Origin of the sequence: Domibacillus sp. A3M-37 (assembly GCF_024213455.1) — a bacterium.
In the GTDB taxonomy this organism is placed as follows: Bacteria; Bacillota; Bacilli; order Bacillales; family Domibacillaceae; genus Domibacillus; species Domibacillus tundrae.
This window is the reverse complement of record NZ_JANAVL010000001.1, coordinates 343579-369903: the sequence shown is the minus strand read 5'-3', so window position 1 is coordinate 369903 and position 26325 is coordinate 343579. Positions and strand designations below refer to the sequence as shown.

The 26325-nt window shown below is 44.9% G+C and carries 27 protein-coding genes and 2 tRNA genes; 26 read left to right on the top strand and 3 right to left on the bottom strand.

Going from position 1 to position 26325, the window contains the following annotated elements:
• The first annotated feature begins 42 nt into the window (after positions 1-42).
• The 19 genes from dcuS to NLX67_RS01860 all read left to right on the top strand — a co-directional run bounded on the left by dcuS (position 43) and on the right by NLX67_RS01860 (position 18360).
• The gene (dcuS, locus tag NLX67_RS01950) at positions 43-1620 is read left to right on the top strand and encodes a DcuS/MalK family sensor histidine kinase (RefSeq protein ID WP_254310149.1); all 1578 of its coding nucleotides are present in this window, start codon (positions 43-45) and stop codon (positions 1618-1620) included.
• A 5-nt stretch (positions 1621-1625) separates the two neighbouring features.
• Positions 1626-2333, top strand: a complete 708-nt coding sequence (locus NLX67_RS01945) for a response regulator (RefSeq protein WP_254310148.1) — start codon at positions 1626-1628, stop codon at positions 2331-2333.
• Positions 2334-2456: 123 nt separating this feature from the next.
• On the top strand, positions 2457-4100 hold the full coding sequence (locus NLX67_RS01940; protein ID WP_254310147.1) for an SLC13 family permease: 1644 nt from the start codon (positions 2457-2459) through the stop codon (positions 4098-4100).
• Between the two features lie 102 nt (positions 4101-4202).
• Positions 4203-4550 carry a hypothetical protein gene (locus NLX67_RS01935; protein WP_254310146.1) on the top strand — a complete coding sequence of 116 codons (348 nt, stop codon included), beginning with the start codon at positions 4203-4205 and terminating at the stop codon, positions 4548-4550.
• A gap of 522 nt (positions 4551-5072) precedes the next feature.
• Positions 5073-6254 carry an ATP phosphoribosyltransferase regulatory subunit gene (locus NLX67_RS01930; RefSeq protein WP_046178197.1) on the top strand — a complete coding sequence of 394 codons (1182 nt, stop codon included), beginning with the start codon at positions 5073-5075 and terminating at the stop codon, positions 6252-6254.
• Positions 6255-6893: an ATP phosphoribosyltransferase gene (gene hisG, locus NLX67_RS01925; protein ID WP_046178198.1), complete on the top strand. Its 639-nt coding sequence runs from the start codon at positions 6255-6257 to the stop codon at positions 6891-6893.
• A gap of 6 nt (positions 6894-6899) precedes the next feature.
• Positions 6900-8180 (top strand): histidinol dehydrogenase, encoded by a 1281-nt coding sequence (gene hisD / locus NLX67_RS01920; RefSeq protein ID WP_375143345.1) that lies wholly within the window; start codon positions 6900-6902, stop codon positions 8178-8180.
• A gap of 3 nt (positions 8181-8183) precedes the next feature.
• Positions 8184-8777: an imidazoleglycerol-phosphate dehydratase HisB gene (hisB, locus tag NLX67_RS01915; RefSeq protein WP_254310144.1), complete on the top strand. Its 594-nt coding sequence runs from the start codon at positions 8184-8186 to the stop codon at positions 8775-8777.
• A complete protein-coding gene (hisH, locus tag NLX67_RS01910) occupies positions 8778-9416 on the top strand; it encodes an imidazole glycerol phosphate synthase subunit HisH (RefSeq protein WP_046178200.1) in 639 nt (212 codons plus the stop codon).
• Positions 9413-10144, top strand: a complete 732-nt coding sequence (gene hisA / locus NLX67_RS01905; RefSeq protein ID WP_254310143.1) for a 1-(5-phosphoribosyl)-5-[(5-phosphoribosylamino)methylideneamino]imidazole-4-carboxamide isomerase — start codon at positions 9413-9415, stop codon at positions 10142-10144. Before hisH ends, hisA begins: the two co-directional genes overlap by 4 nt.
• Positions 10141-10899 (top strand): imidazole glycerol phosphate synthase subunit HisF, encoded by a 759-nt coding sequence (hisF, locus tag NLX67_RS01900; RefSeq protein WP_254310142.1) that lies wholly within the window; start codon positions 10141-10143, stop codon positions 10897-10899. Before hisA ends, hisF begins: the two co-directional genes overlap by 4 nt.
• Positions 10896-11525 (top strand): bifunctional phosphoribosyl-AMP cyclohydrolase/phosphoribosyl-ATP diphosphatase HisIE, encoded by a 630-nt coding sequence (gene hisIE, locus NLX67_RS01895; protein ID WP_254310141.1) that lies wholly within the window; start codon positions 10896-10898, stop codon positions 11523-11525. The genes hisF and hisIE overlap by 4 nt, the downstream gene beginning before the upstream one ends.
• Positions 11526-11627: 102 nt before the next feature.
• Positions 11628-13139: a tetratricopeptide repeat protein gene (locus NLX67_RS01890; protein WP_046178204.1), complete on the top strand. Its 1512-nt coding sequence runs from the start codon at positions 11628-11630 to the stop codon at positions 13137-13139.
• Between the two features lie 100 nt (positions 13140-13239).
• Entirely contained in the window at positions 13240-14193 is a 954-nt protein-coding gene (gene trxB / locus NLX67_RS01885) for a thioredoxin-disulfide reductase (protein WP_046178205.1), read from the top strand.
• A 575-nt stretch (positions 14194-14768) separates the two neighbouring features.
• Complete coding sequence (locus NLX67_RS01880) at positions 14769-15227, top strand: NUDIX hydrolase (protein WP_046178206.1); 459 nt, start codon at positions 14769-14771, stop codon at positions 15225-15227.
• Positions 15228-15249: 22 nt separating this feature from the next.
• Positions 15250-16131, top strand: coding sequence for an RNase adapter RapZ (gene rapZ / locus NLX67_RS01875; RefSeq protein WP_052728243.1), 882 nt, complete (start codon positions 15250-15252; stop codon positions 16129-16131).
• On the top strand, positions 16128-17096 hold the full coding sequence (locus tag NLX67_RS01870; protein WP_254310140.1) for a gluconeogenesis factor YvcK family protein: 969 nt from the start codon (positions 16128-16130) through the stop codon (positions 17094-17096). The genes rapZ and NLX67_RS01870 overlap by 4 nt, the downstream gene beginning before the upstream one ends.
• Positions 17097-17124: 28 nt before the next feature.
• On the top strand, positions 17125-18078 hold the full coding sequence (gene whiA / locus NLX67_RS01865; protein ID WP_046178870.1) for a DNA-binding protein WhiA: 954 nt from the start codon (positions 17125-17127) through the stop codon (positions 18076-18078).
• 18 nt (positions 18079-18096) lie between these two features.
• Positions 18097-18360 (top strand): HPr family phosphocarrier protein, encoded by a 264-nt coding sequence (locus NLX67_RS01860; RefSeq protein WP_254310139.1) that lies wholly within the window; start codon positions 18097-18099, stop codon positions 18358-18360.
• A gap of 927 nt (positions 18361-19287) precedes the next feature.
• Here the strand turns inward: NLX67_RS01860 and NLX67_RS01855 are convergent.
• Positions 19288-19395, bottom strand: coding sequence for a YjcZ family sporulation protein (locus NLX67_RS01855; protein WP_256519504.1), 108 nt, complete (start codon positions 19393-19395; stop codon positions 19288-19290).
• 368 nt (positions 19396-19763) lie between these two features.
• Between NLX67_RS01855 and NLX67_RS01850 the strand changes: the two genes are divergently transcribed.
• Positions 19764-19928 carry a hypothetical protein gene (locus tag NLX67_RS01850; RefSeq protein ID WP_156153934.1) on the top strand — a complete coding sequence of 55 codons (165 nt, stop codon included), beginning with the start codon at positions 19764-19766 and terminating at the stop codon, positions 19926-19928.
• A gap of 110 nt (positions 19929-20038) precedes the next feature.
• Here NLX67_RS01850 and NLX67_RS01845 read toward each other — a convergent pair.
• A tRNA-Arg gene (locus NLX67_RS01845) sits at positions 20039-20110 on the bottom strand.
• Between the two features lie 1195 nt (positions 20111-21305).
• On the opposite strand from NLX67_RS01845, the gene NLX67_RS01840 reads away from it, so the two are divergent.
• Together NLX67_RS01840 and NLX67_RS01835 are read left to right on the top strand one after the other, a co-directional pair.
• Positions 21306-21686 carry a hypothetical protein gene (locus NLX67_RS01840; RefSeq protein WP_046178210.1) on the top strand — a complete coding sequence of 127 codons (381 nt, stop codon included), beginning with the start codon at positions 21306-21308 and terminating at the stop codon, positions 21684-21686.
• Between the two features lie 341 nt (positions 21687-22027).
• The gene (locus NLX67_RS01835) at positions 22028-22402 is read left to right on the top strand and encodes a hypothetical protein (RefSeq protein WP_254310138.1); all 375 of its coding nucleotides are present in this window, start codon (positions 22028-22030) and stop codon (positions 22400-22402) included.
• 980 nt (positions 22403-23382) lie between these two features.
• Here the strand turns inward: NLX67_RS01835 and NLX67_RS01830 are convergent.
• Positions 23383-23454: transfer RNA gene (locus NLX67_RS01830), tRNA-Arg, on the bottom strand.
• Here NLX67_RS01830 and NLX67_RS01825 point away from each other — a divergent pair.
• The 4 genes from NLX67_RS01825 to NLX67_RS01810 all read left to right on the top strand — a co-directional run bounded on the left by NLX67_RS01825 (position 23455) and on the right by NLX67_RS01810 (position 26189).
• Positions 23455-23610 carry a hypothetical protein gene (locus NLX67_RS01825; protein ID WP_156153936.1) on the top strand — a complete coding sequence of 52 codons (156 nt, stop codon included), beginning with the start codon at positions 23455-23457 and terminating at the stop codon, positions 23608-23610.
• 65 nt (positions 23611-23675) lie between these two features.
• Complete coding sequence (gene clpP, locus NLX67_RS01820; protein WP_046178212.1) at positions 23676-24281, top strand: ATP-dependent Clp endopeptidase proteolytic subunit ClpP; 606 nt, start codon at positions 23676-23678, stop codon at positions 24279-24281.
• A gap of 320 nt (positions 24282-24601) precedes the next feature.
• Positions 24602-25933 (top strand): RNA polymerase factor sigma-54, encoded by a 1332-nt coding sequence (rpoN, locus tag NLX67_RS01815; protein WP_254310137.1) that lies wholly within the window; start codon positions 24602-24604, stop codon positions 25931-25933.
• Positions 25926-26189, top strand: a complete 264-nt coding sequence (locus NLX67_RS01810) for a glutaredoxin family protein (protein ID WP_254310136.1) — start codon at positions 25926-25928, stop codon at positions 26187-26189. Before rpoN ends, NLX67_RS01810 begins: the two co-directional genes overlap by 8 nt.
• The last annotated feature ends 136 nt before the right edge of the window (positions 26190-26325 follow it).

Below are 26325 nucleotides of genomic sequence, written 5' to 3'. Positions count from 1 at the left end.
AAAAAATCTGCCACGCTTAAAGAAGCGAGGGGAGACGAAAGCATGATTCGAAAAATAACGCTGCAGGCGCTGATTGTTTTGCTTGTCATTGCAGTGGTTACGTCCGCGCTTGGGATTACAAATTGGCTCATTGCCAATGATGTAGCGGAATCTAAACGGGCAGAACTAACCGAAACAGTCCGTACGACTTCCAAGCTGATGGCGGCTTCCGTAATCGTGCAAAACGGTTTGAGCGGCGGTGACGAAGCGGCGGTCCAGTCGTTTGCGGAAAAAACGAGAAAGCAGATTGGTGCCGATTACATTACCGTATTCGATGAAAACGGCATTCGAAAATCACATCCGAACCCAGATTTAATCGGTCAGCCGTTTCAAGGCGGGGATGAAGGACCTGCTCTTGACGGTGAAGAACATTTGTCGACTGCCGAAGGCTCACTCGGGCTGTCTGTTCGATATTTTACGCCTGTTTTTTCTGAACAGGGAGAGCAGATCGGCGCTGTTGCGGTTGGGATTACGCTTGAAAAAATTCAAGAAGCCATTGTGGACAGCAGGCGCATCATTTATGCCGGTTTAGCTGCGGGCCTAACAATTGGACTTATAGGAGCATTATTTTTAGGACAGCGCGTCCGTAAGGTGATGTTTGGTCTTGAACCAGTCGAAATTGCCCGGCTTCTTGAAGAACGAAGCGTCATGCTTGCATCAACGCATGAAGGAATTCTCGCGGTAGACCGGGCTGGATCCATCAAGCTGCTTAACGAAGCTGCGGCAGCGCTTTTGCGAAAAACAGGCTTAACGGGTCCGTTCGAGGGGAAAGAAGCAGGGGATCTCATGCCGCATATTCCGCTTGACAAAGTGCTGGAACGAGCTGAACGGCTAATCGATGAAGAACTGGAAATTAACGGGACATATTTTTTTATAAACAGCTCGCCATTAATCGTAGAGGATGAAATTATTGGAGCCGTAACAACGATTCGGGACCGTACAGAAATGAAAAAATTGGCGGAGCGGCTGAGTGGGACGGAAATGTATGCGGAAGCGCTGCGGGTGCAGACGCATGAATTTATGAACCGGCTGCACGTTATTTTAGGCATGGTGCATATAAAGCAATACGATGCACTGCCCACTTATATACAAGAAATTAATATTCGCTACCAAGATAACATCGGTTATTTATCGAAGCGGATTGCTGATCCTGTTGTGGCAGGTTTTTTGCTGGCGAAAATGAGTTTTGCGGCCGAACAGGGAAAAGAAGTCATCTTAGCAGAAGAATCGTTTTTGCCGGAACAACGAAGCAGCCGTATTGCTCATGAGTTAATCACAATACTAGGAAACCTTATTGATAATGCATTGGATGCGACAGAGCAAAAAGGCCGGCCGGTAACAGTTTTGATTGAATCCGATTCAGATCTTATGACGATCGAAGTAAAAGACCACGGCAAAGGGATGGAATCGACAGACGGTATTTTTGAAAAAGGCCGATCAGAAAAGGGTGACAGCCGAGGGTATGGATTGTTTCTCATCAAGGAAAGTGTTGATTTGCTGAATGGGGCCATTTATGTGCTTTCAAAAAAACAAAAAGGAACGATTGTCGAAGTGAATATACCGTTTGATAGAAAGGAATGAAAAGAATGATTCGTATTTTAATTGCAGAAGATGATCCAATGGTAGCGGAATTAAATCGCCGTTATGTTGATTCAGTAGTCGGTTTTGAAGCGATGGGCATAGCAAGCCTGCCAGAAGAAGTGCTGAATAGAGCGCTGGCTGAAAAACCGGATTTAATTTTGCTTGATATTTATATGCCGGGAATGACCGGGCTGAAAGTGCTTGAAAAGCTGCGGGCTGCCGGATCTCCAGCGGACATCATTATGATCAGTGCCGCCAATGATATGGGCAGCGTCCAAAAAGCGATGCAGCTTGGGGCGGTGGATTATTTAATTAAGCCGTTTCAATTTGAACGCTTTCAGCAGGCGCTGCTGGCTTATGCGCAGCGGTGGCATTTTTTCAGTGAGTCAACAGATATAAAACAAAGTGATATTGACGCATTGCTGTTTCAAACAGAACAAACCGCTTCGCCTTGCGAATTACCGAAAGGACTGACGAAAGAGACGTTGTCCATCGTCTGGAATGCGATTAACGAAACGGGTCAGTCAGATTTTTCAGCAGAAGATATTGCATTTGCGTCAGGGGTATCACGTGTATCCGTCCGGAAGTATTTATCTTTCTTGCAGGAAGCAGGATTATTGACGTCCGATGTATTATATGGAGCGGTTGGACGTCCTCAGTCTCGTTATCGGGTTCATAAATCGGAAAAAGACCGCATCTTTCTGTATATATAATGAAAACGTTTTCTTTTTTTATTTACAAAACTCTTTCTTTTCTTTTTTAATCTCTTTTTTGGTCGCTGATCGATTAGAATTCAGTTACGAATAAATTGTGACAACAAAAGGGGAGGGATTTGAATGCAGCAACTTGCCGCAAATGTATGGAATGAGTGCTGGAACGCACATGATAAAATAAAACAGCTTTTGTTTTTTGCTTTACCAAAGAAAGCGGATTCAAAAATGGTTCAAATGAATGAAGATGCCACGCCAGACACAAACGGTCCAAATGATCCAGAAAAAAGGTATATGAAGCCGTCACAATGGGTCGGGTTTTTGCTTGGTCCGCTTTTATTTTTCGCTATTTTATTCTTTTTTTCGGCGGAGGGGTTAAATCCCGAAGCAAAAGCCGTACTGGCTGTAACGGTTTGGGTTGCTGTCTGGTGGATTACAGAAGCGATTCCAATTCCAGTAACGTCGCTGTTGCCGATTATTTTGTTACCGATTACCGGTGCGCTTGACGGCGATACTGTTACTGCCGCTTATGGCGACCCAATTATCTTCTTGTTCCTTGGCGGTTTTATGATCGCGATAGCAATGGAAAAGTGGGATCTTCATAAACGAATCGCGATGAACATCGTTGTGTTAATGGGGACAAGCTCAAAGAAAATTGTTCTCGGTTTTATGATTGCAACAGGCTTTTTATCTATGTGGGTATCCAATACGGCAGCCGTTATGATGATGATTCCAATTGGAACCGCTATCACATATCAGGCGGCACAAATTGTGAAAAAATCAGGGGATAAATCGATTGATATTAGCAGCTTTGAAAAGACGATTATTTTCGGTATCGGATTTGCCGGAACAATCGGTGGGCTTGGCACGTTAATCGGCACACCGCCTAATATTATTATGGCTGCGGCTATCAACAGCTTGTACGGAATCACGATTTCTTTTGCGGATTGGATGTTCTTAGCGGCTCCTATCGTGTTGGTTTTATTGATCGTTTCGTGGCTGTACCTTGTGAATATTGCGTTTCCGGTTAAATTTAAAGAACTTCCAGGCGGCATGGAATTGATTCGTTCTGAGAAGAAAAAACTTGGCAAAATGAGTTCAGAAGAAGCACTAGTTCTTGGCGTCTTTCTCTTCGCTGCCTTTATGTGGATTACCCGCACATTCCTTTGGGTTGATATTATTCCAGGTATCAGCGACGCGATGATTGCAATTATAGCAGCCGTATTATTATTTATTCTTCCGTCCAAAAATAAAGGCGGGGCGTTACTGGATTGGTCAGTATCACGTGATCTGCCTTGGGGTGTCCTCCTTTTATTCGGAGGCGGCCTTGCGATTGCCGCTGGTTTTGGCGAAACGGGTCTTGCCGAATGGATCGGGAATCAATTAACGGTTCTTGATGGCTTGTCTATGTTCCTTGTTGTTGTTTGTGTGACGGCGTTCGTTTTGTTCTTAACAGAAATTACGTCAAATACAGCGACGGCAACGATGATTATGCCTGTGCTGGCTGCACTTGCACTTGCATTAAATGTGCATCCGTTTATTCTTATGATGCCGGCTGCAATGGCAGCCAACTGCGCATTTATGCTTCCGGTCGGCACGCCGCCAAACGCGATTATTTTCGCCACTGGCAAAATTACCATTCCGGAAATGGTGAAAGCGGGCTTTTGGATTAATATGTTTGCGATTGTAATGATTGTCGGTGCCATGTACTTAATTATGCCGCTTATCTTTGGTGTTGATATCTCCATGTTCCCAGCTGACTTTAAATAAGCTTTACAAAGACCGTCTTCATTTAAAAGGAGACGGTCTTTTTGTGGAACTATTTTCATGTCCATTCGTATAAGAAAGAAATGAAAAACGGAAGGAATCACAATGAATATGACCATCCTGGAGCAAAATACAGAGGTACTGCGCCGAACATCTGGAAAGTGGGTGGATAAACGGCTCGTTTTATTGACAGCTGCGCAGTTTGCTGCAAAGCAGGAGTCAATTGACGTCGAAGGACACAGACAAATAGCGCTTGAATTGAGAGGTTCTTCCACATTAAAATGGTCAAAAGATATGGCGATCACGCTGGCGTCCGTCTTTGCTTCTCAAGCGATGATTGAATCTTCTGCCAGCTTGACGGCCGCTGTCCAGGCGATGATTCAAGCGCAGCAAGCGGTCATTGCGGCATCCACGGCCAGTTTGGTAGCTGCATCGTCATCATCAAGTGACTGAACCGGGCCTGCCCGGTTTTTTATAAAGATTAAGAAAGTATAGGTTTTTGAACGATGTCTAGCTCCGGGCGGTCAGTCCCTCGAGGCCCACACGATGTGGGTCACAAAAGCGTTGCAGCAGGAAGCTGCGTTCTTAGCTTTTGTACCAAAAAGCCGTCACAGCTGTGTGGCAAAGAGCGCCACTTCTCTGGTCCGTCTTACGCCTGCCGGGCCTGGACGACCGCCTTCCGCTTGGGCCCGCAGGATGCGGGTCATAAAGGCGTTGCGGCACGACGCCGCGTTCTTAGTCTTTGATCCAAAGATGTCCAGCTCCAGGCGCCATCGGCTCGAGGTCATAAGCCAAGCCCTTTTGGAGGCAAAAAGCGCCTCCACCGGTTCCCGTCTTATGCTTGTCGCCGATAAGCGGGTGCCTTGCGCTTTTCGTACTTGACGTGAATTGTCAGAACCGTTAAACTACAAATAATAAACCTTTAGTACATTAGCGAACTAAAGCGAAAATACATGTGATCGGGTGATAAAAGATATGTCGAAGCTGTTAATGTTTGAAAAGCCAGTTGGAATGCGGGACACATTGCCGCACATTTATGAAACGAAACGAAAATTAAAAGAAGCGGCTGAAAGTGCCATGAGAAGCTGGGGATACCGTTTTATTGAGACACCGGCGCTTGAATATTATGAAACAGTCGGGGATGCATCAGCGATTTTAGACCGCCAGTTGTTTAAGCTTCTTGATCAGCAAGGAAATACGCTCGTCTTGCGTCCGGATATGACAGCACCAATTGCTCGTGTGGCCGCAGCGAAATTATTAAAAGAACGTGTGCCGCTCAGATTAGCTTATTCAGCAAGTGTCTACCGTGCCCAGCAGCGTGAAGGCGGCCGTGCCGCTGAATTTGAACAGATTGGCGTCGAAATGATCGGCGACGATACAATTAGTGCCGATGCGGAAGTGATTGCACTGCTTGTATCGGTCATGAAGCAGGCAGGTCTTGAAAAATTCCAGCTCTCCCTTGGCCATATCCGGTTTATAGATGAACTGTTTCGTCAAATTCTTGGGACAGAAGAGCGGTCAGAGCAGCTGCGCCGGTTTTTATATGAAAAAAATTACGTCGGCTACCGTGAGCATGTGAAAAGCCTGCCTCTGTCATCGATCGATAAGCAGCGCCTTCTTCAATTTTTAAGCTTGTCAGGCGGCATAGAGTGCCTCGATGAAGCGGTAAAATTGGTCGAAGGAAGTACGGGTATTGAAGCGCTTGATGAATTAAAATCGGTGTTCAGCCGCTTGCAGGAATACGGCGTGGATCAATACGTCACATTCGATTTGCCGCTTGTCAGTCATATGAGCTACTATACGGGTCTTGTCTTTGAAGTGTATACAGATGGTGTCGGAGCACCTGTCGGAAACGGCGGCCGTTATGATGATCTGCTTCAAAAGTTCGGCCGTCCGGCTGGTGCAACCGGCTTTGGCCTGCGTGTTGACTTTTTGCTGGAAGCACTGGAAGAATTAGAAGAGGAAACGGGCGTTCATTGTGTGCTATTCAGCAATGAACGGCGCGTTGAAGCCATACAGGAAGCCCAAAAACGCCGTGCGGCAGGAGAGTGTGTTTTGCTTCAAGACGTGGCGGGCGTAAAAGATGTCGATAAATTCACCGAAACGTGCAAAAGCGTAACGTTTTTTGTCGGGAAATCAACAGGAGGGAACGCATAAATGTCGATGTTAACCATTGCAATGCCAAAAGGACGAATTTTTGAAGAAGCGGCAGCTCTTATGCAGGAAGCAGGATATCAATTGCCGCCGGAATTAGATGAATCCCGCAAACTGATTATTGAAGTGCCGGAAGAAAATATGCGCTTTTTCCTTGCAAAACCGATGGACGTTGCCACCTATGTCGAGCATGGCGTGGCGGATGTCGGCATCGCGGGCAAAGATGTGCTGCTTGAAGAAGAGCGCGATGTATATGAGCTGCTTGACTTAAAAATCAGTCCTTGTTACCTCGCTGTTGCAGGACTCCCGAATACGTCATTAAATGAAGTGGCACCAAAAATTGCCACAAAGTATCCAACGGTCGCATCCGCTTATTTCCGGGAAAAAGGCGAGCAGGTGGAAATTATTAAATTAAACGGCTCGATTGAACTGGCCCCGCTTATTGGATTGTCCGACCGGATTGTCGATATCGTGTCGACCGGCCAGACGCTGCGGGAAAATGGGCTCGTTGAATATGAAACAATCGTCGGCATTACATCCCGCCTTATTGTGAATCCAGTCAGCTACCGGATGAAAAACGAGGAGATTGCCACACTTGTCAGCCGTTTGACTGACACGATTGAAGAAAAGGCGGTGCAATAATCGATGATTAAGATCAAAAATGTCACAGCAGGGCTTTCAATCAAGCGGTCAGTGGATGCTGGAACTGAAGAGCAGCAGCGAATTGTGCGTGAGATCATAAAAGATGTTCGTGACAACGGCGACCGTGCGCTTTATGCCTATACAGAAAAGTTTGACGGAGCGAAATTGTACAGCTTAAAAGTCACACAGGAAGAAATCAATGAGGCATACACGGCGCTCGATGACAACATGATCAAAATTATTCGTGAAGCGGCGGAAAACATCGCTTCTTTCCATGCAAAGCAAAAACGGGAAACATGGCTGTACACAAATGCGGACGGCTCGATTTTTGGACAAAAATTGACGCCGCTTGATTCAGCAGGCGTGTATGTCCCAGGTGGAACAGCCGCTTATCCATCTTCTGTTTTAATGAATGTCATGCCGGCGAAAACGGCCGGTGTGAAGCGGATCGTCATGGTATCACCGCCTGGAAAAGATGGCCGCCTCCCAGTGGGGGTCCTTGTTGCGGCTGACATTGCCGGTGTAAAGGACATCTTTAAAGCCGGTGGTGCTCAAGCTGTCGCGGCACTTGCATACGGAACGGAATCGATTAAAGCAGTCGATAAAATTACTGGACCGGGCAACATTTTTGTCGCTCTCGCGAAACGGGAAGTATTTGGTGACGTTGACATTGACATGATTGCCGGACCAAGTGAAATCGCGGTGCTTGCGGACGAAACAGCATCTGCGAAAGAAGTCGCAGCCGATATGCTGTCGCAGGCAGAGCATGATACACGCGCGTCCGCCGTTTTGGTGACAACGTCAGAGTCGCTGGCAAAAGAAGTGGCGCTTGAAATTGAACAGCAGCTGTCTACATTGCCACGCGAAGAAATTGCGCGTCCATCAATTGAACAGCATGGTGCTATTTATATTGCGGCGACGATGAAAGAAGCGATTCAAACCATTAACGACATTGCACCGGAGCACTTGGAAGTGATGACGGAAAATGCGCTTGAATATGTAAAAGATATTAAACATGCCGGCGCTATTTTCGTTGGGCGATATTCATCCGAGCCGGTCGGCGACTACTTTGCCGGTCCCAATCACGTGCTGCCGACAAATGGAACAGCCCGTTTTTCAAGTCCGCTCAACGTGGATGACTTTATGAAAAAATCGAGTATTATCATGTATAGCAAAGAAGCATTTGACAAGCACGGAGCGAAAATTGCTGCTTTTGCACGACTCGAAGGATTAGAAGCACATGCCCGCGCGATCGAAGCGCGTAACGAATCAAAGAGAGAAGGCTAAACAATGGGAAATCGGAATGCAGAACTGCAGCGTTACACAGGCGAAACAAAAATTGATTTGGCTTTTGAAGTGGATGGAGAAGGGAAATCCGATATCCAGACAGGTGTGCCATTTATGGATCATATGCTGGATTTGTTTACGCGCCACGGCCACTTTGACTTAACAGTAAAAGCAGACGGTGATGTCGAGGTAGATGACCACCATACAACAGAAGACATCGGTATCGTGCTTGGCATGGCATTGAAAGAAGCACTGGGCGATAAAAAAGGCATTAAGCGTTATGGCAATTTCTTTGTGCCAATGGATGATACATTGGCACAAGTGGTGGTTGATTTGAGCAACCGCCCGCATTTTGAAATTCGCGGCGCGGAATTCCCGTCTCAAAAAGTCGGCACATTTGATACAGAGCTTGTGCACGAATTTTTATGGAAGTTTGCACTTGAAGCCCGCATGAACCTGCACGTCATCATTCATTACGGAACGAATACACACCATATGATAGAAGCGGTCTTTAAAGCGATGGCACGTGCGATTGATGAAGCGGTCACGATTGACCCGCGCGTGAAAGGCGTACCATCAACGAAAGGGATGTTGTAAATGATCGGCATTATCGATTACGGCATGGGCAATTTGTTCAGCGTATCCAAAGCTCTGGAACGGATTGGCATCCCATATATCATCAGTGAATCACCAGAAGAATTAAACAACACAAAAGGTGTGATCCTGCCAGGTGTTGGCGCGTTTAAAGATGCGATGGCGCGCCTTCGTGAAAAGGAACTGGATCAGTTTATCCACCAATATGTCGACAGCGGCCGCCCGCTTTTAGGCATTTGCCTTGGCATGCAGCTTTTATTTGAAGAAAGCGAAGAAAATGGCCAATTTGAAGGCTTGGGTTTATTAAAAGGACGCATCGTGCGTATTCCGGACCGCGATGCAGACGGCGAACGGCTGAAAGTGCCGCACATGGGCTGGAACAAGCTGCATTTTCATCAAGAAGCACCCGTATTGGAAGGCATTGAAGACGGCTACGTTTATTTTGTCCATTCCTATTATGCAGATGGAGTAGATAAGCAGGCCCTTCTTGCCAGTGCGGAATATGGCGTACACGTGCCGGCGGTTGTTGGACGTGACAACGTATCAGGCATGCAGTTTCACCCGGAAAAAAGCAGCGCAACCGGCATGAAGCTGTTAACGAATTTTGCGAAAGCGATGGAACGATCGGAGGACATATTATGAGTTTTACGATTTACCCGGCAATCGATATGCGCGGTGGAAAATGTGTCCGCCTCGTGCAAGGCGATTATAATCAAGAAACGGTATATGGGGATTCGCCGTTTGATATGGCGAAATCCTTCGTGGAGCAAGGTGCAGAGTGGATTCATATGGTGGATCTTGACGGCGCCAAAGACGGCCAGCGCGTAAACGATACGTTCGTCATTGAAGCAGCCCAAAAGCTGAATGCGAAAGTGCAAATCGGCGGCGGCATCCGGACAGAAGAAGACGTGAAGCATTATTTAGAAAACGGTGTGGACCGCGTGATTATTGGCAGCCTTGCTGTGAAAGAACCGGAACTTGTGAAAAACTGGCTTCGTACATATGGAGATAAAATCGCGATCGGCCTTGATGCAAAAGGTGGGTACGTGGCGACACACGGCTGGCTTGAGACTTCTTCTGTAAAAGCGATCGATCTCGCAAAGGAATTTGCAGAAGCGGGCGCGGAGACATTTATTTTTACAGATATCGCAAATGATGGCATGCTGTCAGGACCGAATACAGAAGCAACAGCCGAACTTGCGCGGGCAACTGGCAAGAGCGTGATTGCATCAGGCGGCGTCAGCTCGTTGGACGATTTGCGCGAGCTGGCAAAATGGAAAAATGATGGGCTGTCCGGTGCCATTTGCGGAAAATCTATTTACACAGGCCGATTCACTGTAAAAGAAGCGCTGGAGGTGGCAGCCGAATGATGACAAAACGCATCATCCCATGCCTCGATGTAAAAGAAGGACGTGTGGTCAAAGGCATTCAATTTGTTGAGCTGCGCGACGCAGGTGACCCCGTTGAGCTGGCGCGTGTTTATGACGAGCAAGGTGCGGACGAGCTTGTTTTCCTTGATATTTCAGCTTCGGTGGAAGGACGGAAAACGATGGTCGATGTTGTGCAGGCGGTCGCATCTGAATTGGCCATCCCATTTACGGTCGGCGGCGGCATTAACGCACTAGATGATATGAAACGCATTTTACGTGCGGGCGCAGATAAAGTATCATTGAATACAGCGGCTGTAAACAATCCGGGTTTGATTAATGAAGGAGCCGCGTTTTTCGGCTCGCAGTGTATCGTCATTGCAATTGATGCGAAATATGATGAATCGATCGGAACGTGGCGCGTTTATACACACGGCGGGCGCAACCCAACAGAACGAACGGTTATTGATTGGGCGAAAGAAGCGGTCGAACGCGGTGCCGGCGAAATTTTGCTGACGAGCATGGATGAAGACGGCAGCAAGCAAGGATTTGATATCGCGCTGACGAAAGCGGTCGGTGATGCGGTCTCTGTCCCTGTTATTGCATCAGGCGGCGCCGGAAACGCGCAGCACTTTTTGGATGTGTTTACAGAAGCGCAAGCTGATGCGGCGCTGGCGGCTTCTATTTTTCACTATAAAGAAACCGGCGTTGGAGAGGTAAAACAATTTTTGCGAAATGCAGAGGTGAACGTTAGATGATTGACGAAGTGAAGTTTGATGAAAAAGGACTCGTCCCTGCAATTGTGCAGGATGCAACAACGTATGAAGTATTGACGCTCGCTTATATGAACAAAGATTCTCTCCAAAAAACGATGGAAACAGGCGAAACGTGGTTTTACAGCCGGTCCCGAGAAGAGCTTTGGCATAAAGGCGCAACAAGCGGCAACACACAAAAAGTCATCTCAATGCAGTTTGACTGCGATAAAGATGCTATTGTCGTAAAAGTGGAGCCAGCGGGTCCTGCCTGCCACCGTGACACAACGAGCTGTTTTGATGAGCCGTTTTACGGAGAAGACAATGGGTCATTGCCTTACTCGATTTTGCAGCAGCTTGAGCAAGTCATTGCCGACCGTGAGCAAAATCGTCCAGAAGGTGCTTATACAACGTACTTGTTTGAAAAAGGCGTCGATAAAATTTTGAAAAAAGTTGGCGAAGAAGCAGCGGAAGTCATTATTGCCGCGAAAAATCGCGACAAAGAAGAATTGCAGTGGGAAGCAGCCGATCTCTTGTATCATCTGCTTGTATTATTGCGTGAACAAGACTTGGCGCTTGATGACGTGCTTTCTGTTCTTGCACGCCGCCACGAAGGCAAAGGAAAAGAATAAAGGAAAGCCGGTCCAGCCGTGGACCGGCTTTTTGTCTGTTTTTCTTCCGATACGTATGCTATACTACATAAGTTAATCATATAGAACGTACGGAGGATTTTCATGGGAAATGACTCAATGCGCCGGAAACAAAAAGAGAATGTTGTCTCATTTTTTCCGACAGGAGAGTTTTATTATAAAAAAGGAATGAAGGCACTCGAAAAAAGAGAGCTGCCGAAAGCGAAAAAGTATCTTTCGCGCGCAATGGACCTAGAGCCGCTGGAACCGATTATCGCCTGCCAGCTGGCGATCGTAGAAACGGAGCTTGGACATTATGAACAGTCAAACGGTCTGCTTCATTTTGTACTCGACGATCTCGATCCGCATATGACAGAGTGCCATTATTTTCTTGCCAACAACTACGCGCATCTCGGTTCGTTTAAAGAAGCGTTCCGCCATACACAGATGTATTTGGACTTGGACGAGCAAGGCGAATATAAAGAAGATGCCGAAGATCTGCTAGATTTAATTACGCTTGACAGTGAAGAAGCGTTTGACGATTTGTCTGAGCAGGACGATATGATAGAAATGCAGGAAGAGTCGCGGTATTTGCTTGAAAGCGGCAATTTTGCAAAGGCCGCTGTTCATCTTGAAGAAACAGTGAAAAAATATCCTGATTTTTGGGCTGCTTACAATAATTTGGCACTGGCTTATTTTTACCTTGGTCAGTCGGAAAAAGCACATGGTGTACTTGAAGATGTACTGGAGCGCAACTCTGGCAACCTGCATGCGATCTGCAACAAGATTGTGTTTTATTTTTACGAAAAAAAGCAGGAGCCGCTTGCTGATTTAGCGGATCAATTGGTAAAAATCCAGCCGCTTATTCCAGATCAGCAATTTAAAATTGGTGCGACATTTGCGTTAATCGGACGGTATGAAGATGCATACCGCTGGCTGAAAAAGCTGCAAAAAAGCGGGTTTGAAGGAGAAGCGGGCTTTTATTACTGGCTGTCGTACGCAGCACATCATACCGGGCGGCCGCAAACAGCACGATCTGTCTGGAAAAAAGTGCTCCGGGACAACCCGGAAAAAGAAGGGCTCGAGCCGTGGGGTTCCGGAAAAGATAAAAGCGAAATTGAGCGAAATCCGGAAGTCATCGTCGGCTATTTAAACGGAGAACGCGATGAAGAACGGTTATTTGGGCTTTTTTTGTTATCGCTTGCCAGCGACCATAAAGAAGTAATGACCCATCCGGACTTTTGCGATATTGATCAATTGCAGCCGCATGAAAAAATTTATATGGCTGATATTCTTGGCATGCCGGTGGACAGCTCGCTTTTAATGGAAATGAACACACGCCTTGCGCACGAAACGGCGCTCGTTTTGTATCGCCACTTTCGGCCGCTTGGCCAGCAAGAAGCAGGACTGTTTCTTATGTGGTTTTCGATTTTTCTTGAGCTTCAGTATCAAAAAGCGAACTTGTCGAAGCCGGCCGGTCTTGCGGCAGCGGTGGAATATGTATGGCGGAAACTTCGCAATGAACCGTTTAGCCAAACAGAAGCCGGGGAAAAATATAGCGTCTCCGTTTCTACGGTGCAAAAATATGCGAAATTTATTCGCGAGCATCTTCTTTGAGCAGAATAATAGACGGAATGAATGAAATTCAGTACGATAAAAGTATCATCTCGAATATACGATTAAGGGTATTAATTTTGACCATAAAGGAGAATTGACTATGACGGCTGAAGAAAAAATTTATGACGTAATCATTATCGGTGCCGGACCTGCCGGAATGACGGCGGCTGTTTATACATCTCGTGCCAATCTTTCAACTTTAATGATTGAGCGCGGCGTGCCGGGCGGGCAGATGGCGAACACGGAAGAAGTAGAAAATTATCCGGGCTATGAGCACATTTTAGGTCCTGAACTTTCGACAAAAATGTTCGATCATGCAAAGAAATTCGGTGCGGAATATGCATATGGAGACATTAAATCGATTACAGAAGGCAAAGAATATAAAACGATTAATGCCGGCTCCAAGCAATACAAAGCGCGTGCGATCATCATCACTACAGGTGCCCAGTATAAAAAAATCGGCGTCCAGGGTGAAAATGAACTTGGCGGACGCGGTGTATCGTATTGCGCGGTTTGCGACGGCGCGTTCTTTAAGGAAAAAGATCTTGTTGTTGTCGGCGGTGGAGATTCTGCTGTTGAAGAAGGCGTTTATTTAACCCGTTTTGCGAAAAAGGTAACAATCGTTCATCGTCGCGACGAGCTGCGTGCGCAAAAGATTTTGCAGGACCGTGCGTTTGCAAATGACAAAGTGGACTTTATTTGGAGCCATACCCTAAAAGAAATCAAAGAAAAAGACGGCAAAGTCGGCAGTGTGACACTCATTTCAACTGAAAACGGTGAAGAGCGCGAATTTCCGGCTGACGGTGTGTTTATCTACATTGGCATGGTGCCGTTAACAAAACCGTTCCTTGACCTTGGGATTACAAATGATGAAGGCTATATCGTAACCAATGAAAAAATGGAAACCAAAATCCCGGGTATTTATGCAGCTGGCGATGTGCGTGAAAAAATGCTTCGCCAAATCGTTACAGCCACAGGCGATGGAAGCATTGCGGCCCAGGCGGCCCAGCACTTTATTGAAGAATTAAAAGAAGAACTCGGTGTTAAAGCGTAATCATAATTTTACGTTCTCGTCATCGTTTTGAAATATGCGGGTGGTATAGTAAGAGGGTAATCAAACTGCCCCCTGCAGCTTTTTTTACACAGGACTGTCTCGGTATGAGGCAGTCCTTTTTTTATGAGTATACAGCTATTCTGATTGAATAATATTTGATGAACAGCAAAAGTAACTGATAAAACTCTTCATTCGATCGGTAAAAGACTTGATCTGACCGATAAATGTTTTTTATCGGTCAGATCGTTTTGTTTATCAATCACTTCTTGCTTTTACCGGTCTTATCGGAAGAAATATGGGTTAACATTGTTCAGCTCCGGGCGCCAACGGTTCGAGGACATAAGTCTGATTGTCTATGTGGCAAAAAGCGCCACTTCGAAAGTTCGCCTTATGCCTGTCGGAGCTGAACGGCCGTTTCCGCTTGGGCTCACAGAATGTGAGTCATAAAGGCGTTGCGGCACGATGCCGCATTCTTAGCCTTTAATCCTAAAAAAACACCCGGCAGCGTTGAACTTCTTCCGGCGTACCTTTATAATAAAAGAAATATCTGTTGGCAGTTTGACGGGGGTGTTATTGTGCAGCGTGTCACAAATTGTGTATTAATGAAGGATGGACAAGTGCTTTTAATGCAAAAGCCGCGCCGTAACTGGTGGGTAGCACCTGGCGGGAAAATGGAGCCGGGTGAATCAGTGCGGGATGCAGTGATTCGGGAATATCGGGAAGAAACAGGCCTGTACTTGCGAAACCCGAACGTAAAAGGAATTTTTACATTTATTATTAAAGACGGCGAAAAAGTAATGAATGAATGGATGATGTTTACCTTTTTTGCCGATCAGGCAGACGGCAGTCCGCTTTCTGAAACGCGGGAAGGCGATTTGTATTGGAAGCCGATTGAAGAATTAAAAGAACTTCCGATGGCGGAAGGCGACCGTCATCTGCTTGAATATATGGTGCATGGAACAGGACTGCTCTACGGGGCATTTACCTACACACCTGAATTCGAATTAATTTCATATCGACTCGACCCAAGCTGAATGGAGAGAAAGGGGAATGATCATGGCGAATGATGTGCAGCTTGTAATTATCACAGGTATGTCCGGAGCCGGTAAAACGGTAGCCGTTCAAAGTTTTGAAGATCTTGGCTTTTACTGTATGGATAATTTGCCGCCGACGCTTTTGCAGCCTTTTTTGGCGCTCATGAAAGATTCCGGGCAAAAACTGAAAAAAGTAGCGATTGTGATGGATATGCGTGGCCGCGAATTTTTTGATCATTTGCAAACAGCGCTGGATGAAGCGGCTGAAACGCTTAATACGGCACCTCGTGTCCTTTTTTTAGATGCGGAAGATGAAGTGCTGGTGCGCCGGTATAAGGAAACACGGCGCACGCATCCGCTGTCGCGCGATGATCGCCCGCTTGACGGCATTCATCAGGAGCGTGAACTTTTAAATGATTTGCGCGGACGCGCCAATATGATTTTAAATACGTCAAAAATGAAGCCGAAAGATTTGCGTGAAAATATTATGCGCGAATTTTCGCCAAATAAGCAGGCTTCGTTTACTGTGAATGTTATGTCTTTCGGTTTTAAGCATGGGCTGCCCATTGATGCAGATCTTGTGTTTGATGTCCGGTTTTTGCCAAATCCTCATTATATCGAGCATATGCGTCCACGGACGGGACTTGATTCAGATGTTTCCGAGTATGTAATGAAATGGAACGATACGCAAAAGTTTTTAGAAAAAGTAACAGATTTGCTGACATTTATGATGCCTCATTACAAAATGGAAGGAAAATCGCAGCTCGTCATTGCGATTGGCTGTACGGGCGGCCAGCATCGTTCTGTCGCCTTATCCGAGTATTTGGCGAACTATTTTAAAGACGATTACAAAACACGCGTGACTCACCGTGATATTGATAAACGAAAGGCAGATAAGGCATGACACCGCTACAATCACAGCAGCCAAAAGTTGTCATTATTGGCGGAGGAACGGGACTGTCTGTGCTGCTTCGGGGATTGAAACGTCATCCAATTGACCTCACCGCGATTGTCACAGTAGCGGATGACGGCGGCAGCTCCGGAAGGCTTCGAACCGAATTAAATATCCCGCCGCCCGGCGATATTCGCAACGTACTCGCTGCGCTTTCAGACGTAGAACCGCTCGTTGAATCATTGTTTCAGCATCGTTTTTCAACAAATAATGAATTATCCGGTCATGCGCTTGGCAACTTAATGATTGCGGCTCTTTCCTCGATTACAGGCGATTTCGGGCATGCCATTCAGGAAATGAGCCGGGTGCTGAATGTCCGGGGGAAAGTGCTCCCGGCTGCGAATCAGAGCGTTGTGCTTCATGCGGAAATGGAAGATGGATCCGTTGTTTCCGGAGAGTCGAAAATTCCATACTCCGGCAAAAAGATTCACCGCGTATTTTTAACACCGGATAAAATTGAACCGCTTCCAGAGACGATACGATCAATTCGGGAAGCGGATATGATTATTCTCGGTCCCGGCAGCTTGTATACGAGCATTTTGCCGAATTTGCTCGTGCCTGGTATTGGCGAAGAAGTATGTGCAGCAAGCGCAAAAAAAGTGTATATTTGCAATTTAATGACGCAGGCGGGCGAAACGCTTGATTTCACTGCATCAGACCATGTTAAAGCCATTTATGACCATATGAAATGTTCGTTTATGGATACAATTTTAGTAAACAAAGAGCCTGTTCCGGCTGACATACAGGAGCTGTACAAAGAAGAAATGGCAAAACCGGTCGTTTATGATGTGGATAAGCTAAAGAGCCTCGGTTTGAATGCAATCTTTGATGACATTCTTACATACGAGCAATCTGCAATCCGTCATGATACGGCCAAAGTAGCCGAAATATTAGTGCGCCTCATCCCGAAACGGTAAGCGGACATCATGAGAGGAGTGGCTGATGGTGTCTTTTGCATCAGAAACAAAAAAAGAACTGACCACGATTGAAACGAGCGGATGCTGTGCCAAAGCAGAATTGTCCGCACTCATTCGAATGAACGGCTCCCTGTCGTTTTCAAACCGGCTGCTTGTCGTGAATATCCAAACGGAAAATGCAGCGATTGCCCGGCGTATTTACGTGTTAATTAAACGAAATTACGAAGCGGCTGTTGAACTGCTTGTCCGTAAAAAAATGCGTTTGAAAAAAAACAATGTATATATTGTCCGGTTAAAAGAGGATGCACAGAAAATACTGGATGACCTTGGCATAATTGAAGATGGGTTTTCATTTGTCCATCACATTTCTGACCGGATTACAGCAAAAAAATGCTGCCGGCGTGCATACTTGCGCGGAGCATTTTTAGCAGGCGGTTCCGTCAACAATCCGGAAACATCTTCGTATCATTTAGAAGTGTTCTCTTTATACGAGGAGCACAATGAAGCATTGTGTGCATTAATGAATACATTTGGATTAAATGCAAAATCGCTGGAACGGAAAAAAGGATTTATTACGTATTTAAAAGAAGCGGAAAAAATTTCTGATTTCTTTAGTATTACTGGAGCCCATAGCGCGCTTATGCGCTTTGAAGACGTCCGGATTGTCCGGGACATGAGAAACTCCGTTAACCGGCTTGTGAATTGCGAAACAGCAAATTTGAATAAAACGATCGGCGCGGCGTTGCGCCAGGTCGAAAATATAAAATTCATTGATCAAACGGTGGGTCTGGGCATATTGCCAGACCGGCTGCGTGAAATTGCGGAGCTTCGTGTTCTGCATCAAGATGTCACCTTGAAAGAACTCGGAGAAATGGTTTCAGGCACGGCGATCAGTAAATCAGGCATCAATCATCGCCTGCGTAAAATAGATGAAATTGCAGATAAAATTCGAGTCGGAGAAATGGCATCTGTGGAAAAATAAGGAAAGGGCGTGGCAGATATGGCGGAAAAAACAGTACAGGTACAATTAAAATCGGGCTTACAGGCAAGACCAGCCGCACTATTTGTACAGGAAGCAACTCGGTTTAATTCAGAAATTTTTCTTAAAAAAGACAACAAAAAAATTAATGCAAAAAGCATTATGGGTATTATGAGCATCGCGCTCAGCAATGGAGAAGAAGTAACGATCAGCGCAGAAGGCCGCGACAGTGAAGAAGCCGTTAAGACAATGGCGTCACTCATTGAACGGGAAGAATGGAGCTAATATTAATAGAGAAGCGCCCTGCCGTATTTGGCAGGGCGCTGTTTATATTCAGTAAGATGAAAATTTTGTGTTCACGGGCAGGACTTTCCGTTAAAAAGAAAATCCCCAGCCGATAGAGGTCACTTGAAGCCTTTAGTGATTAAGGACGTCCTCGGCAGGGATCTTTTTTATCCTTTCAACCCAATGTCCCCACTTTAAGTTTTTTCTCTTTAAGCTCAGAAACACATCTTTTCATTTATTTAACTATTTTTGAAGACTTATATTTATATTCCGATTTCGAAAATAAGTTTAATTTTTTTAACATGGAGCCTAATAAAAAAAATAAGCTGACTTCTAAAATTATTAACACTATGAAGATAAAAAGTTCTATTGATAACATGGTGAGCGGCCTCCAGAATAATAAGTCTAATCAAATAGATCAAATTTTAAATACCCACCCTGTAATAAGTTAAAACATCTTGCAAGTGGGCAGGGATATAGTGAGAAACAGAAACTAGTGAGCAGGAATAGCAGGGAAAGAGCAAAAAAAGCGCCAGGAGCGCTTTAATTAAACCGTTTATTCCTTCTGTTGAGCTTTTGACTGTTCTTTTGTGAAAACTCATAGTCGGATTCCGAAAACCATTTTAATTTTATTAACCAGGAAACCAGTGGATAAAGAAGGGTGATTTCCAAAACCGTTAAAATTTTCCATGTAAAAAGTTCGTTTGAGGACATATCGAGAAAACCTCCACACTAATATGTATCATCATTTAAACAAAATTTAATTTACCCTGTATAAAGAAAAATAAACAGTTTTGTTTAGTGGTCAAAAATTGAATTAAAAAAGCGGCTGTACATACTTTATACAGCCGCTCAATATTAGATGAATGGTTAAAGCAAAAGCTAGATTAATTCAAAAGGGTCTTAGAGACAATCTTTTGATACCTGTCAGTATCCGCCACCCATGAAAGATGCGCCAATGATGATTAAAAGAATAAACAATACAACAATTAGCGCAAAGCTAGATCCGTATCCACCACCGTATTGGGAACCCATAATTTTCACCTCCTTCTGCATATAGTATGAAAAAATACAAACAAATCTTGTACGAATGTTTCTATCAAAATAAAAAAGTATTATCGGCAGGAGGATGAGGACAACAATTCTTCTGATTTGTAAAACAAAGAAATGAAAGAGGGTTACAATTATTACAGAACAAGCGGTTGAAAATTGAAGTGTGAAGTACCAGGCACTTCTCAATCATATTAATCAGTTGTCTGGCAAGCATGGTGTTCCTATTGCTTTTCTGCTCATTTGACGCTCGTTTTTGCATCAAGAACGCATAGCAATCAAGCCGGGAAGTTGAAAGGCTGTAAAGATGTGATAAACGGGCAGCGTGAGTATTCACGAAAGGAGTGGAGAGTGTGAAATATGGATTCGTCATCAACGGAGATAAAGTTGTTGCAACTTTTCATGGAGAAGGACAGAATTTCGACATGGCAGCTCACGTCTTTATGATGTCCGGGTACGGGATAAAACGAGTAACCGCTGAAGAATACCAAGCAGAAAAAGAAAAGGAGGGAGGCTAAACATTTTGGCCGGCCGCAATGAGAAAAGCCGAAGAGACTACATAAAAAATCCCCGAAGCCGTATTAAGGGCATCAGGGATTTTTAAACTTAACATATCGAGTTGTGGTAATGTCCTCGGCAGGAATCGAACCTGCATTTCAAGCTTCGGAGGCTTGCGTGCTATCCGTTGCACCACGAGGACATAATGATAAGGATTCGCCTAAATTCCGCAGGCCTCTACGTTGTTTTATCCGCAGGCGTTTCGCGGTATTCGTCCCGAACGCCTCTTTTCCATTTCATAGTAATCGATGTAGAGTTCGTTTGTCAATTTACTTTATATCGTTTCTTTAAGCAACCGTCATAAGCGTAACCACGGCGGAAATTAACGTTTACAAGTAGGTTGTAGGCGAATCGAGACGCGAATTAAACGGTGAATTTACGGTGGCCGATGAGCGAAAATGCATAAAAAAAGCCACGGGGATCCGTAGCAATAAAAGGAAATGTGCGAGTGGTAAATTGTGCCGCATATTAAACGTTACCCGCTGCGAAGAAGAATAAACCGTCTATAAAAAAAGCGGCCCTTGTGCAGCGGCCACTTGAATTAGATATTCGATGGTTGTGGGTGTAACTAATAATACCGTCTGCCCGTCTGAACTATTGTATGTATCCGTGTTAGAAACGTGAAAAGAGCGCAGCTACCTATCGTGATAGCCACGCTTGAAAATAGTGCCATTAGGAGAAGACAAATCAATATATGCACGGCTGGATCGTTTTAGTACATCCTAAATCCGAATCACAATGATAATGCTTCCGTATACAGGGCGCCAATTATCCGCAAATACGCACGATAAGACCGCTTGATTAGGTATCCGGAGAGTTATATGAGTAACCAGGCATTTTCTCATTTATTTTATTTATCCTTATTAGAAACATGAAAGAGTAGCTGCGCGGCGGCGATAGCTACTCTTTCAAACGAACATGCAGTTGGAGGGCGAGAATCGATAATGTCATTGCCTAATCAATATATGCGTGGCTGGATCGCTTTAGTATGCTACCACTATTACAAGTGCACTAAAGACGCAGCTACACTGACAGAGATATTCGGTCATGCGTCGCCACGCATAACGAAAAGATATATCGGAAGCAATGACGACGAGATCGCGGACTCATTAAAAGACTTCTGTTTATAAGCAATGCGAAGAAGCCGAACGGTTATATGCCGTCGGCTTTTTTCGTCCGTATTTGCGCTGGCCCCGTATGTTGCGTAAAAACATAAAAAAGTCAGCTCGAAGCGATTCTAGCGGGTTTCTATCAATTATTTAAAAATATTTGAAAATAGTTAATTGAATTAAGCTGCTTTCCTTCTTTGCCATAGTATAAGGAAAGGAGGTAAATAAATGGATAATTTTTTTGAGGAAATTACCATGTCATTAGAGATTTTAAACCCTTATAATGACGAATCCATTACTTTTAGAGGAATAGTATTGAATTGGTTTATGGAAGGATCGAATCCTGAAGGACTAGAACAACTCCTTTTCTACCAAGCGGTACAAGGTCAAGGTACTGGAAATATGGGAAATAAATATTTTTTTGCGGGGATTGCCAGTGAAATTATAAATCTAAACCCTCGAGAAATAGAGGCAGCCGAGGTTGTAGCAATGAATAAAGTAATTTCTGAAGATCCTGCACCAGGTTTTACATTAGTAATTAAGAATGAAATAACTATTAATCCAAATGGAGACATAATTACGGATACTAACTTTTATTCTGGATATTGATCATGCACACAAAAAGCCCGGCGCCTGGGTGCGTTCCGGCGCCTTTTTTGCGTTGTGGCGAAAGTTTTTCGAATTATTTTCGCCAAAAGTGTCGAGTCGATAGTAGTTTTCGTTACATACGTAATAGAAGGCGAAAAAAGTTCGTGAAAAAATGTGTTGATCGGAAACTCGCGCAACAAATACGGTGTAAGGCAAAAAAGTCACGCGGCAACGTGGCGGATAATCGCCGTTATACAGAAGTGCACTTGCTTACGCAAGGCGTCGGTTTCAGCCAATAACGGGCTTCAACCTTCCGCAATATTATTATCGAACGTTCTTATTAACGTTCGGAACAAATGTGCTTGATCGACCTGTACGAAGGCGACCACAACCTTCATGGAGAACCCTATTTTTCATTTTCGCGTAACTGGATGGATCGGCGTACTCCGGATGAATTAAAAGCTATTCAAAAAAGCATCTATTCGTATGTCCGGCGAGTTACAGACGCAAAGTCAAAGGACGTGCTGTGGACGACATACTGGTTTGACCTTCAAGGAAGGGGCTATAGCAAGGGTTTTCTGTCCAATAATATCCGCGCCACAAACGATTTTGCAGATCGGTCAGTGTTGATATACGCATACAGCCGCTTTATGACACCGCATGAGAAGTCGTTCTTTCAAGACCATGGCGTTACAGTGAACCAGGATTTACTTGCGCTTTCTGACATGCTGCAGTGATTGTGGTAGTCAAGGATATGGAACGGCGAGCCGATTAAAGTTTACATCCCGTCGAGCCGGATGCGTCGGTTGCTTAACGAATGGACCAATTACGAGATTTGAAGGAGGAATCGCATTCTCGCGCATCGAACGTTGGTGTGACGGGGGGAGGTTGGGCGTTTAATTGCGGGGTGGCTTCGGCTGCTCCGCGTTTTTTATTTATTTGGATCTGTTGAATTTATAAAAAAAGGATCCGTTTGGATCCTTAAGAAAATTTCTTAACACTCTGAGCAACCTTGATTATTCTCCATTTCATTAAGTTTGTCGTTTATCTCATAAAGTCTCCTAGCGATTTGTCTGCAAATTTCACAAGTATTTTGGTTCGAACTTGTAAAACCAGTTATAACGGTGTAGATTTGTCTCGGTGGACATACTATTTCCTGCTTATCTTGAATCGGAAGACATTGAGTTGAAAAACGACCTGTAATATTGTTTTGATAAATACAGCATCGAAATTGTCTTAGTGTCAAAATTAATCACCTCCTATTTTAGTAGATGCAATAAGTAGGAAGGTGCTTGTACATTTATGCGAGGAATGTATTTGAATTAACGGCATTCCGTCAATCAAGGCGCTGGAATTGTTTTATAAACTTAACGGCAAGATCACGCAGGCCGGAAAAGGTATCCGTTTTAGGAGTGTCAAGCAAACGCTGAAGTTGCTAACGGCTAAATGTGGCTCCGACTTCACGTCATACTTTTAAGTTAACGATATTCTGAACGGGATGAGACGCCGTGATGCCTTTACTTATGCAGTAGGCGAAAAACGTACGCAATGCCCGCAGCCGTGAATTGATCGTGCGGCTGGGTTTACGGAGTGCTGCGGTGGTCTTTTCATTGCGGATGGCCTCCTCGCCGTTTTAGCGGAGTAGTGGAATACCGTAAAATACACAAAAAAGTCCCTACGTATAAATAACGTAGAGACCGTCTATCCTATCAAATTATGTCCTCGGCAGGAATCGAACCTGCATTTCAAGCTTCGGAGGCTTGCGTGCTATCCGTTGCACCACGAGGACATGCGCTTTACAGTACAATTTAAAATTATAGAGGAAGCTGGAGAGAAAAGCAATAGACATTTGAAAAAATATTCACAGAAAGAAAAAGGGGCCTGTTTAGCAGGATTTTTGCAAGAAAGAGAAGAAAACGTACAAAGAAGAAAGCATAATGTTTGACCTTCATTGACCATGAATTGTATGATGGTTAAACAATACAGTTATTTATAAGGAGGAACCACAGTATGAATTTAATTCCTACAGTTATTGAGCAGACAAACCGCGGTGAGCGCGCGTATGACATTTATTCCCGTTTGTTGAAAGACCGCATCATTATGCTTGGAAGCGGCATTGATGATAATGTGGCGAACTCGATCGTTGCCCAGCTTTTATTTCTTGAAGCAGAAAATCCGGAAAAAGATATCTCCATTTATATTAACAGCCCGGGCGGCAGTATTACAGCTGGTATGGCGATTTACGATACGATGCAATTTATCAAGCCGGACGTACAGACAATCTGCATCGGGATGGCTGCTTCAATGGGTGCATTCCTGCTTGCAGCCGGTACAAAAGGCAAACGTTATGCGCTTCCGAACAGTGAAGTCATGATTCACCAGCCGCTTGGCGGAGCGCAAGGACAGGCGACTGAAATTGAAATCGCCGCAAAACGCATTTTATTCCTTCGTGAAAAATTGAATGGCATCTTGTCTGAGCGTACAGGCCAGCCGCTTGAGGTGATTTCGCGCGACACAGATCGCGACAACTTTATGACAGCGGAACGTGCAAAAGAGTACGGTCTTGTTGATAATATCATTACGCGAAGCCAAGCGACTCTAAAAGAAGAAAAGTAATTTATGAAAAGACCTGCGGCAGCGGGTCTTTTTTTCTTGCTGTCCAGCTCCAGACGCCATCAGCTCGAGGGCTCACAGGATGTGAGTCACAAAAGCGTTGCGACGACGATCTGGATGATCTAGTCGGGCGAATGCCACAGGACGTGGCAGTTTTAAAGCGCGGCAACAGGAAGTTGCGGACTTAGCTTTTGCTCTAAGCCAAGCCTTTCTGGAGGCAAAAAATGCCTCCGCCAGTGCTCGTCTTATGCTTGTCGCTGATAACCAGGCGTCTTGCGCTTTTCTTAAGCCAAACTGTATAATAACAGTGAGGGGGAGATGTGATGAACATGCAGATGAAACCGGGGCTCTGGCAGCAGCAAACGATGAAGCTCGCCATGACACAGGAATTGACCCAGGCGATTACACTGCTTCAATATTCGGCGCAGGAGCTGGCAGCGTTTTTGGAAACGAAAGCCGTCGAAAACCCGTTTATCCAATTGGAAGCGCCTGATTTGAAAGCGCTTCATAAAAAAGAGCGTTCTCATTCAGTGTCTAGACCGTCTGATGACAAAAACTGGGTCGAGCATATTGCCGATTCCTCTTATACAATAACTGATTACGTACACACTCAGTTTCAGTTAAAGAAACTGTCCGACGAGCAAAAGGGCGTCCTTGATTTTCTGTTGAATAATATGGATGAAAATGGCTATATGACAATTGGCAGCTCGGAAGCGGCCTGCCTGCTTAGGGAAAGTGAAGCAGAGGTTAGGACAGTCATGAATATGATCAAGTGGATGGAGCCGGCGGGCATTGGCGCTTTTGACTTGCAGGAATGTCTGATTTTGCAGGTTGAGCGGCGTTTGGACGCCCCGTTTTTAGCAGAAGTCATTCTTCGCCATCATTTTACCGAATTTGCCAATAAAACGTGGAAGCCGCTCGCGAAACAACTGGGTGTTGAGCTGAAAGAGATTCAGCAGGCAGCTGATTTTATTAAAACGTTAAATCCGAAACCAGGTGCTTCGTTTCAGCATAGCTCTTCCTGCTATGTGCTTCCTGACGTGTCAGTGACGCTTGCAGGGGATTTTATCGAAGTGCACTTGCTTGATGAGGATTTGCCAAAAGTGGTATTTGAAAAGAAGTACTTTAATGAAATGGCTTCGTATGCCGATAAAGAAGTGAAGCGTTTCGTGAAAGAAAAAGAAAAAGATTACCAATGGCTGATGAGAAGTCTTGAGCAGCGCCAGCAAACGATTCAGCGCGTCGGCTTGAAAATCGTTGAAAAGCAGCGCAGCTTTTTCTTTTATGGACCGGGCTCGCTGCAGCCGCTGACGATGAAGGAAATCGCGGATGAGTTATCCATTCATGAGTCCACAGTAAGCCGGACAGTGCGTGGAAAATATATGCAGACGCCGTATGGCATGTATGAATTAAAATCCTTTTTCCCATCTGGCATGACCGCTTCACAAGAAACAGGCGAAGCAACTTCCTCGAATCAAGTAAAAATCTGTATTCAAACGCTCGTCTCAGCGGAAGATAAACGGAAGCCGCTATCGGATCAGGCAATTTGTTCTGTGCTTCTTGAAAAAGGGATGGCCGTTTCAAGAAGAACGGTCGCAAAATACAGGGAACAATTAAACATCCCGTCTTCATCAAAGCGAAAACGGTATGAATGAAGGAGAAAAAATGGACGTTTATTTTTACACAAGACCGGGCTGTCACTTATGTGACGAAGCAAAAGCAGTTGTAGGCATGGTTGCTGAAGAGTTCAGCCTGACGGTACTTGAGCGGAATATTGAAGAGAATGATGAGTGGACTGAGAAATACGGATTAATGATTCCTGTTGTAGAAGCGGCTGGGGAAATGATCGCGTATGGCCGCGCTGATTATGTATCCATCTTCATGAAACTTAAACAAAAAGTTAACAAATAATTTAAAAAATAACGGTCTCTTTTCGTTGATTTTTAAATAACGCCCTGCTACAATGAATTTGTAAGCAGGGAAAAATTTTTTTCGACCAGGTGGGACGTTTAATGTTTTGCTTGGGACGAAATTAAACCCAAAAGAC

Excerpts from the sequence above, each read along its gene's own strand:
- clpP (WP_046178212.1), top strand. The coding sequence starts at position 23,676 with ATGAATTTAATTCCTACAGTTATTGAGCAGACAAACCGCGGTGAGCGC.
- NLX67_RS01825 (WP_156153936.1), top strand. The coding sequence starts at position 23,455 with ATGCGCTTTACAGTACAATTTAAAATTATAGAGGAAGCTGGAGAGAAA.
- NLX67_RS01935 (WP_254310146.1), top strand. The coding sequence starts at position 4,203 with ATGAATATGACCATCCTGGAGCAAAATACAGAGGTACTGCGCCGAACA.
- NLX67_RS01855 (WP_256519504.1), bottom strand. The coding sequence starts at position 19,395 with ATGGGTTCCCAATACGGTGGTGGATACGGATCTAGCTTTGCGCTAATT.
- hisF (WP_254310142.1), top strand. The coding sequence starts at position 10,141 with ATGATGACAAAACGCATCATCCCATGCCTCGATGTAAAAGAAGGACGT.
- dcuS (WP_254310149.1), top strand. The coding sequence starts at position 43 with ATGATTCGAAAAATAACGCTGCAGGCGCTGATTGTTTTGCTTGTCATT.
- hisIE (WP_254310141.1), top strand. The coding sequence starts at position 10,896 with ATGATTGACGAAGTGAAGTTTGATGAAAAAGGACTCGTCCCTGCAATT.
- hisA (WP_254310143.1), top strand. The coding sequence starts at position 9,413 with ATGAGTTTTACGATTTACCCGGCAATCGATATGCGCGGTGGAAAATGT.
- hisH (WP_046178200.1), top strand. The coding sequence starts at position 8,778 with ATGATCGGCATTATCGATTACGGCATGGGCAATTTGTTCAGCGTATCC.
- trxB (WP_046178205.1), top strand. The coding sequence starts at position 13,240 with ATGACGGCTGAAGAAAAAATTTATGACGTAATCATTATCGGTGCCGGA.
- NLX67_RS01840 (WP_046178210.1), top strand. The coding sequence starts at position 21,306 with ATGGATAATTTTTTTGAGGAAATTACCATGTCATTAGAGATTTTAAAC.
- NLX67_RS01930 (WP_046178197.1), top strand. The coding sequence starts at position 5,073 with ATGTCGAAGCTGTTAATGTTTGAAAAGCCAGTTGGAATGCGGGACACA.
- rapZ (WP_052728243.1), top strand. The coding sequence starts at position 15,250 with ATGGCGAATGATGTGCAGCTTGTAATTATCACAGGTATGTCCGGAGCC.
- NLX67_RS01870 (WP_254310140.1), top strand. The coding sequence starts at position 16,128 with ATGACACCGCTACAATCACAGCAGCCAAAAGTTGTCATTATTGGCGGA.
- hisB (WP_254310144.1), top strand. The coding sequence starts at position 8,184 with ATGGGAAATCGGAATGCAGAACTGCAGCGTTACACAGGCGAAACAAAA.
- NLX67_RS01940 (WP_254310147.1), top strand. The coding sequence starts at position 2,457 with ATGCAGCAACTTGCCGCAAATGTATGGAATGAGTGCTGGAACGCACAT.
- NLX67_RS01890 (WP_046178204.1), top strand. The coding sequence starts at position 11,628 with ATGGGAAATGACTCAATGCGCCGGAAACAAAAAGAGAATGTTGTCTCA.
- NLX67_RS01810 (WP_254310136.1), top strand. The coding sequence starts at position 25,926 with ATGAATGAAGGAGAAAAAATGGACGTTTATTTTTACACAAGACCGGGC.
- NLX67_RS01860 (WP_254310139.1), top strand. The coding sequence starts at position 18,097 with ATGGCGGAAAAAACAGTACAGGTACAATTAAAATCGGGCTTACAGGCA.
- hisG (WP_046178198.1), top strand. The coding sequence starts at position 6,255 with ATGTCGATGTTAACCATTGCAATGCCAAAAGGACGAATTTTTGAAGAA.
- NLX67_RS01945 (WP_254310148.1), top strand. The coding sequence starts at position 1,626 with ATGATTCGTATTTTAATTGCAGAAGATGATCCAATGGTAGCGGAATTA.
- rpoN (WP_254310137.1), top strand. The coding sequence starts at position 24,602 with ATGAACATGCAGATGAAACCGGGGCTCTGGCAGCAGCAAACGATGAAG.